Origin of the sequence: Bradyrhizobium sp. Rc2d, assembly GCF_900099855.1 — a bacterium.
In the GTDB taxonomy this organism is placed as follows: Bacteria; Pseudomonadota; Alphaproteobacteria; order Rhizobiales; family Xanthobacteraceae; genus Bradyrhizobium.
The window spans coordinates 1-7,304 of record NZ_FNCU01000100.1; the positions used below are offsets into that span (position 1 = coordinate 1).

General features: G+C 66.1%; 6 protein-coding genes. 2 read left to right on the forward strand and 4 right to left on the reverse strand.

Annotation, left to right across the window (positions count from 1 at the left end; translation table 11 throughout):
* Nucleotides 1-363: 363 nt before the first annotated feature.
* The 3 genes from BLV07_RS45430 to BLV07_RS45440 are packed head-to-tail and all read right to left on the reverse strand — an operon-like array spanning nucleotide 364 to nucleotide 3,168.
* Nucleotides 364-1,233, reverse strand: coding sequence for an MlaD family protein (locus BLV07_RS45430; protein ID WP_091899101.1), 870 nt, complete (start codon nucleotides 1,231-1,233; stop codon nucleotides 364-366).
* A 28-nt stretch (nucleotides 1,234-1,261) separates the two neighbouring features.
* Nucleotides 1,262-2,032, reverse strand: a complete 771-nt coding sequence (locus BLV07_RS45435; RefSeq protein ID WP_162500203.1) for an ABC transporter ATP-binding protein — start codon at nucleotides 2,030-2,032, stop codon at nucleotides 1,262-1,264.
* Between the two features lie 2 nt (nucleotides 2,033-2,034).
* Nucleotides 2,035-3,168: an MlaE family ABC transporter permease gene (locus BLV07_RS45440; RefSeq protein ID WP_091899103.1), complete on the reverse strand. Its 1,134-nt coding sequence runs from the start codon at nucleotides 3,166-3,168 to the stop codon at nucleotides 2,035-2,037.
* Between the two features lie 143 nt (nucleotides 3,169-3,311).
* Between BLV07_RS45440 and dgcA the strand changes: the two genes are divergently transcribed.
* Nucleotides 3,312-4,307: an N-acetyl-D-Glu racemase DgcA gene (dgcA, locus tag BLV07_RS45445; RefSeq protein ID WP_091899104.1), complete on the forward strand. Its 996-nt coding sequence runs from the start codon at nucleotides 3,312-3,314 to the stop codon at nucleotides 4,305-4,307.
* Here the strand turns inward: dgcA and BLV07_RS45450 are convergent.
* Entirely contained in the window at nucleotides 4,277-5,473 is a 1,197-nt protein-coding gene (locus BLV07_RS45450; RefSeq protein ID WP_091899105.1) for an MFS transporter, read from the reverse strand. The genes dgcA and BLV07_RS45450 overlap by 31 nt on opposite strands.
* A 75-nt stretch (nucleotides 5,474-5,548) precedes the next feature.
* Here BLV07_RS45450 and BLV07_RS45455 point away from each other — a divergent pair, with 75 nt between their 5' ends.
* Entirely contained in the window at nucleotides 5,549-6,940 is a 1,392-nt protein-coding gene (locus BLV07_RS45455) for a hypothetical protein (RefSeq protein WP_176946200.1), read from the forward strand.
* Nucleotides 6,941-7,304: the final 364 nt, after the last annotated feature.

Sequence of the window (7,304 nt, forward strand, 5' to 3'; positions counted from 1 at the left end):
CCGGATCATCTGGGCCATGCTGGTCAAAGGAGAAACCTACCGAGACCGCGCGAGCGCGCCGGCTGCGGCCTAGTTGAGGGGCAACAGCCGCCGCGCTCGCGCTCCATGCCTATCGGAAGGGCACTAAAGGTGTGATGGCAAATGGTCTGGAAACCGGGATCGAAACACTCCGCATCGTCATCGCGCGTCACAGCGCGCCGCAATGATTGGAATTCGATCAGCGATCTCCATCAGGGCCCGCGGTCAATGGCCGCTTCTCGAGGCCGTATACATGACCGCTCCCCGATTCATTTGCTGAAGCACCAAAAAGCCCTTGCCGAGAGGGGGCCGTCCATACATGACGAGGAGAGACTGCTCGTCCTCCTACCGCCTGCGCTCGGCCGCCGCCGGCTTCGGCGGCTCGGGCGGCGGGGCTGCTTGCGATGAGTTGCTGGCGCCGAACAGGACGCGGGTCGGGTTGCGGTCAAAATTGTTCACGGCGCGGCTGATGTCGCCGAGAGTGCGGCGGCCGTCGCTCATCAGCGCGCCGGAGCGCTTGTCGAAGTCCTCGGCCAGTTCGCGGATCGACTTGACCGCCTGGAACAGCTCGCCGCCGTCCTTGCCGCCGGCGAGCGTGTTGAGGCCGAGCATGAGACTATCGGCCTTCAACATGACGCCGTCGACCTTGGCCATCATGCCGTCGATCTTCTCGGAGTTGCGGGCGAGCGAATTGGTGAAGGTCTCCAGATTCTTCAGTGAGTTCTTCACCGATTCCTGATTGTCGGCGACGATCTTGTTGATGTTCTGCAGCGTGCCGCGGATCGCCTCGGTGACGTCCTGGAGCTTGTTGGGGTCCGCCGTCAGCGTCGGGATACCGTCCTGGTCGAGCGGCGGTGCGGCCGCGGCCTCGTCGCCGCCCTTGAGCGAGATCGCGGCGACCCCCGTGAGGCCCTGGAATTCGAGGCCGACCAGCGTGTCCTTGCGGATCGGGGCGTTGTTCTCGATCATGGCGAGTGCGACAACCCGCCGCGGGTTGTCCAGCTTCACCGAGACCACCTCACCCACCCTGATACCGTTGAAGTTGACGCTGCCGCCGTTGCGCAGGCCCGCCGCCGGGCCTTCGAACACGACGCGCAGGGGCGTGCGCTGCTTGGTGGTGTGCAGCGACTGAAACCACAGCACGAAGCCGATCGCGGCGGCGATCACCGCCAGTGTGAACGACCCGATCAATACGTAATTCGCCCGCGTTTCCATCAGGTGCTCCGGCTACTCAACCCAGCTCTTAACCCATGACCGCGCGGGCGCGCTTGCCATGGAAATACTGCCTCAGCCAGGGATGCTGTGAGGCCTGCATGTCGGCGATCGACCCTGCCGCAATGATCTTACCGTTCCCTAAAACGGCGATGCGGTCACATGCTGTGTAAAGGCTGTCGAGGTCGTGGGTTACCATGAAAACGGTCAGCCCCAAAGTGCGCTGGAGCGTCCGGACCAGCTCGTCGAAGTCGCCGGCGCCGATCGGGTCGAGACCCGAGGTCGGCTCGTCCAGGAAGACGAGATCCGGATCGAGCGACAGTGCGCGGGCGAGCGCCACGCGCTTGATCATGCCGCCGGAGAGCTCGGACGGGAAGCGCTCGGCAACTTCCGGCTTGAGACCGACCATGGTCAGCTTGGCCATGGTGATCTCGTCCATCAGCCGCTGCGAGACGCGAAGATATTCGCGCATCGGAAACTGGATGTTCTGCCTGACGGTCAGCGAGGAGAACAGCGCGCCCTGCTGAAACAGCACGCCCCAGCGCCGCTCCACATTTCGCCGCTGCGATGTGCTGGAGGAATCGAGGTCGACGCCGAACACTTCAATGGAGCCTGCGACCTTCGGCACGAGGCCGATGATGGTGCGCGTCAGCACTGATTTGCCGGCGCCGGATGGGCCGACAAAGCCGAGGATCTCGCCGCGCTTGACGTCGAGGTTGAGGCCGTCGAGCACGCGCGTCGCACCGAACTGCACGGTGATGTCGCGGACGCGGATGATGGGATTTTGGATCTCGCCTGCCATCGTCACATCCCGATCGAGGCGAAGAAGATGGCGAACACGCCGTCCATCACGATGACGAAGAAGATGCCCTTCACCACCGACGCCGTGGTGTGCTGTCCCAGCGATTCCGCGCTGCCCTGCACGGCGAGCCCTTCGACGCAGGCGACGATGCCGATCACGGCGGCCATCACCGGTGCCTTGACGATGCCGACGATGAAATGATCGATCGAGATGGCGTCGCGCAGCCGCAACAGGAAGGCCTCCGGCTCGACGCCGCCATAAAGCCAGGCGACGAGCCCGCCGCCATAGAGCGCGGCCATCGCGCCGAGGAAAGCGAGAATCGGCAGCGCAATCACGAGCGCCATCATGCGCGGCAGCACCAGGACCTCGATCGGGTCGAACCCCATGGTGCGCAGCGCGTCGATCTCCTCGCGCATCTTCATCGAGCCGAGCTCGGCGGTGTAGGCGCTGCCCGAACGGCCCGCCACCATGATCGCGACCAAGAGCACACCGATCTCGCGCAGCACCAGCACGCCGAGCATGTCGACAACGAAGATGTCGGCGCCGAACCTGCGGAAATGAAAAATACCCTGCTGCGCGATGATGCAGCCGATCAGGAAGGTGATCAGCACGATGATCGGCACCGCGCGCCAGCAGACCTGCTCCAGGTGGTGCACGGTCGAAGTCAGGCGGAGCGAGCGCGGATGGATCAAGACGCGAAAGCCTGCCGCGAGCACCGCGCCGAGCATGTCGACGAGGCCCGCCACGGTGCCGGCAAGACCTGCCACGGTCCGGCCGATCTGCTCCAGCATGCCGGTGATGGTGATCGGGCTGCTGTCGACCACGGGGGTCGCCCTGACCCGCCGCACCTCGTCGACGAGGCTGGAATAATTGGCGGAGAGCCCCGCGATCTGCGCCTCGACCGCTCCTTGCGTCAGGCTGCGGCGCAGCCGCTCGATCAGCCAGGCGCCGAAGGTGTCGAGCTTGGCGACCTCGGAAACGTCGATGAAGATGCTTTGGGGGCCGCCGGCGAGCTTCTCGGCGTCCGCCACCATCCGCTCCAGGACCGGCGCGAAGCTCGCGGTCCATGTTCCGGTGGCGCAGAGTGCCAGCGCATTGCCCTTGGCAATCCGCTCCAGCTTCGGATCGCCACTCAAGATGTCCGCTCCCGTGCCGAGGCGCAGGAAACGGATAGAATCGGATGGTTGCGCACGCGCCCTTACCTAGAGAAGGTATCCCCAACTGCCCATTGTTAGTTGCTAGAGGTAACTAGCAGGTTCAGATTTCGCCAGAGTTCAAAATGACTTCCATGAAATTTGCCTCCCTGGCGGCGCGAATCGAGCGCTTCCCCATCGCCGGCAGCTTTACCATCAGCCGGGGGGCCAAGACCGAGGCCGTGACGGTCGTGGCGGAGGTCAGCCAGGGCGGTCTGACCGGCCGCGGCGAGTGCGTGCCCTATCCCCGCTATGGCGAGACGCCTGAGGCGACGCTGGCCGCCATCGAGGCCATGCAGGACGCGGTGGCCGCTGGGCTGACCCGGGAGGCCCTCCAGGCCGCCATGCCGCCCGGTGCGGCCCGCAACGCGCTGGATTGCGCCCTGATTGACCTCGAGGCCAAGGCTGGGGGGCTGCGGGCCTGGAACCTGCTGAGCCGCCCGGTCCCGAGCGAGCGCACCACCGCCTACACCATCTCGCTCGGCACCCCCGAGGCCATGGCCGCGGCGACCGCCAAGGCCGCGCACCGGCCGCTGCTCAAGATCAAGCTCGGCGGCGAAGGCGATGGGATGCGGATCGCGGCCGTGCGCAAGGCCGCCCCCGGGGCCGAGCTGATCGTCGACGCCAACGAGGCCTGGACCGAGGCCAATCTGGAGCACAATCTTGCCGCCTGCGCCGCCGCCGGCGTCACCCTCGTGGAGCAGCCGCTGCCATCAGGCAAGGACGAGGCGCTGGCACGAATCAAGCGCCCGCTCGCGGTCTGCGCCGACGAGAGCGTGCACGACCGCTCGTCGCTCGCGCCGCTGCGCGCACGCTACGACGCCGTGAACATCAAGCTCGACAAGACCGGCGGCCTCACCGAGGCGCTGGCCATGGCCGATGCCGCGCAAGCGCTCGGCTTCGAGATCATGATCGGCTGCATGGTCGCGACCTCGCTGTCGATGGCACCTGCGATGCTGGTGACGCCGCAGGCGCGCTTCGTCGATCTCGACGGCCCGCTGCTGCTGGCGCGCGATCGCGATCACGGCTTGCGTTACGACGAAAGCCTGGTCTATCCGCCGGACGCCTCGCTGTGGGGATGAGGCTTGAGCCGGTGCCGCGCCGACCAGATCACGAGCGCACCGGCAGCGGCCATCGCGGCCATGACGTAGTACAGGCCGTCGCCGATATGGGCGTAGATCGCGCCTGACGCGATCGAGGTCGTTGCGCCCAATAGACCGTTGCACGCGGCGTAATAGCCCTGCCCCCGCGCGATCTGATGCGGCGGCACGCGCTGCACCAGGAGATTCATGGTGCCGACGATGGTCATGCCGAAGCTGAGACCATGGCCGAGTTGCACGATCGCGAGCAGCGCCAGCGGCGGCTCGTTGGCGGTGACGATCCAGCGCACCACGGCGCTTAGCCCCCCGATCGCCATCATCGTGGAGGCATGCAGCGAGAAGCGCGGCGACAGCGCGAACACGACGATCTCGGCGATCACGCCCAGCGTCCACAGCCCCGCGATCGTCAGCCCACTGATCCCATGGAGCTGCCAGTTGATGGCCGAGAAGGTGTAATAGGCGACGTGGCTGCCCTGGATCAGCGCGGCCGAGGCGATGATGGCCCAGAAGCCGGCATCGCGCAGCAGCGCCTTGCCGGCATGCGTCTCGGCGGCCTTGCGCCTGACATCGTCGAGCGGCTGAAGCAGCAGACTGGCCAGAACCGCAATGACGGCCGATGCTACGATGACCCAGATCAGGTCGCGCGGTGCGATGCTGTCGACGAGATAGCCGCAGGCGAGCGAGCCGGCGGCAAACGCCGCCGAGCCCCACAGCCGCAACGGCCCGTAATCGAGCCCATAGCGGGCAACGCCGCGCAGCGCATAGGCATCGGTCAGCGGGGTCGTCGGCGTCCACATCACGCAAGTCAGCGCATAGATCAGGAACAGCGCCAGCGGCTGCTGCTGCAAGCCGACCGCGGTAAAACCGATCGCCGTCGCCAGCACCGACACCATCATGGCGGCGCGAATGGCCTGGCGCTTTTCGGCTAAGGCGGTCACTTGCGGCAGCGTGGTGAAGCGCGTGATCGCCGGCAGTGCGTTGATGAGCCCGATCCAGGCCGCGTCGATGCCGATCGCCTTCAGCCACACCGGAAAGAACGGCAGATGCGTGCCCGAGACCGCGAAGACAGCCGAATAGAACAGGGCAAGACTCACGGCGAATCGCCGCTTCTTCGCTGCCGCGATGGGGATTTGTGATTCGGACTGCATCAAACCAATTGCGATTCGGTCGATATCGTGGTGATCGTTACAGTAACGCGCGGTGATTTGCGCGACGAGATTGTCATGGCCAACGAAGCATTCGCCCTCTCGCCCATGTCTGCCCGCGCGGCCGAGCCGAACGAGCAGGATTACGACGCGATCCGCGAAGCCTTCATGGAAACCGCGCGCGGCCGCTGGTTCCTCGGCGAATATGCCAAGCGCAACCGCAACGCCGATACGCGCATGGTGCTCGATGCGGTCGCGAAGATCGAAGAAACCCTTGCAGCACAGCGACAACCCGTCGTCGAGGACCGCCTGCCCGAGGCGCTGATCGAGATCCGACGCGCCATCCGCGAGGCCGAGACGATCGCGATCGCAGCGTTCGAGCCCGCGGCGATCGAGGCGAGCCTCGCGCCGATTCCGCGCGGGGTGCGCATCATCAAGGAGATCTCCTGGCGTTGGCGCGAGATCGGCGCCGACGGGCGAATCTGCGACCTCATTGATTCGCAGCTCGCCTCGATCGAGGCCGCCTGCGGACAGATCTCGACCATCGACCCCCGCGTCGAGCTCAAGGCCGCCTTCGATCTGCTGAAGGATCGCGTGGAGCAGCTTGACGGCGACGCAACGCCGCAGGCCGCGCCGGCTCCCGGGCAGGAGGCACCGTCGTCCGCGGCGGACGTGGCGCCTGCGGAGGTGGCACCTGGCGCGATCGCGAGCGAAGCCCCCGTGGCTTTTGCGGAGACGCCGCACGACATCGCCGCAGCTCCGGAGGCCGAAGCAGCTGGCGTCACTGATACTTCCGCCGTTGCCGAGCAGGCAATCGCGCCCGAGATCGTCGCCAAAAGCCAGGCAGCACCTGAAGAAGCCGCACGTGAAGAAGCGGCGCATGAAGACGTCGCTTTTGAAGAGCCGGCCGCAGAGCCCACTGCGGTCCCGGAGGTCACCGACGAGTTCTCGCTCGACGCCGCCGCGGAAGCCGAAGACGAAGCCATCCTCGAGGCCATCGCGCTAGAGATGGCCGCGCCCGATCCGGAGTTCGACGAGATCATCGAGCCGGTGGAGATGGAAGCGGTCGCTCCGGAGCCGACGGCTGCGGAGGTCGCAGCTCCCGTTGCAGCGGAGCCGCCGGAGCCGATCGCGCCAGAGCCGGTCGTCGCAGCGGTCGCGGAAGAGTCCGCCGCGGACGCGCCGATCGCGATGGACTCGCTCGCGCGCCTCACCGATGCCATTGCGGAAGCCGCTGCCGAAGTGATGGAGCAGCCGGCCCCGACCATGGCGGCCACGGCAACATTCGCCGCGACACCGAGCGCGACGCTGCCGATGCCCTCGCCCTTATCCACGTCCTTGCCCGAGCCCTCGCTCGGCGCCACCATCCTCGCCAGCGGCATCCTGCAAAAACCCCGCGCCGCCGCCAACGACCCGCTCGCGCCGATCCGCCGCATGACCCAGGCCGAGAAGATCGCGTTCTTCTCGTGAGAGCGCACGCTCTCGTCACATCGTCATGTATGGACGGCCCCCTCTCGGCAAGGGCTTTTTGGTGCTTCAGCAAATGAATCGGGGAGCGGTCATGTATACGGCCTCGAGAAGCGGCCATTGACCGCGGGCCCTGATGGAGATCGCTGATCGAATTCCAATCATTGCGGCGCGCTGTGACGCGCGATGACGATGCGGAGTGTTTCGATCCCGGTTTCCAGACCATTTGCCATCACACCTTTAGTGCCCTTCCGATAGGCATGGAGCGCGAGCGCGGCGGCTGTTGCCCCTCAACTAGGCCGCAGCCGGCGCGCTCGCGCGGTCTCGGTAGGTTTCTCCTTTGACCAGCATGGCCCAGATGATCCGG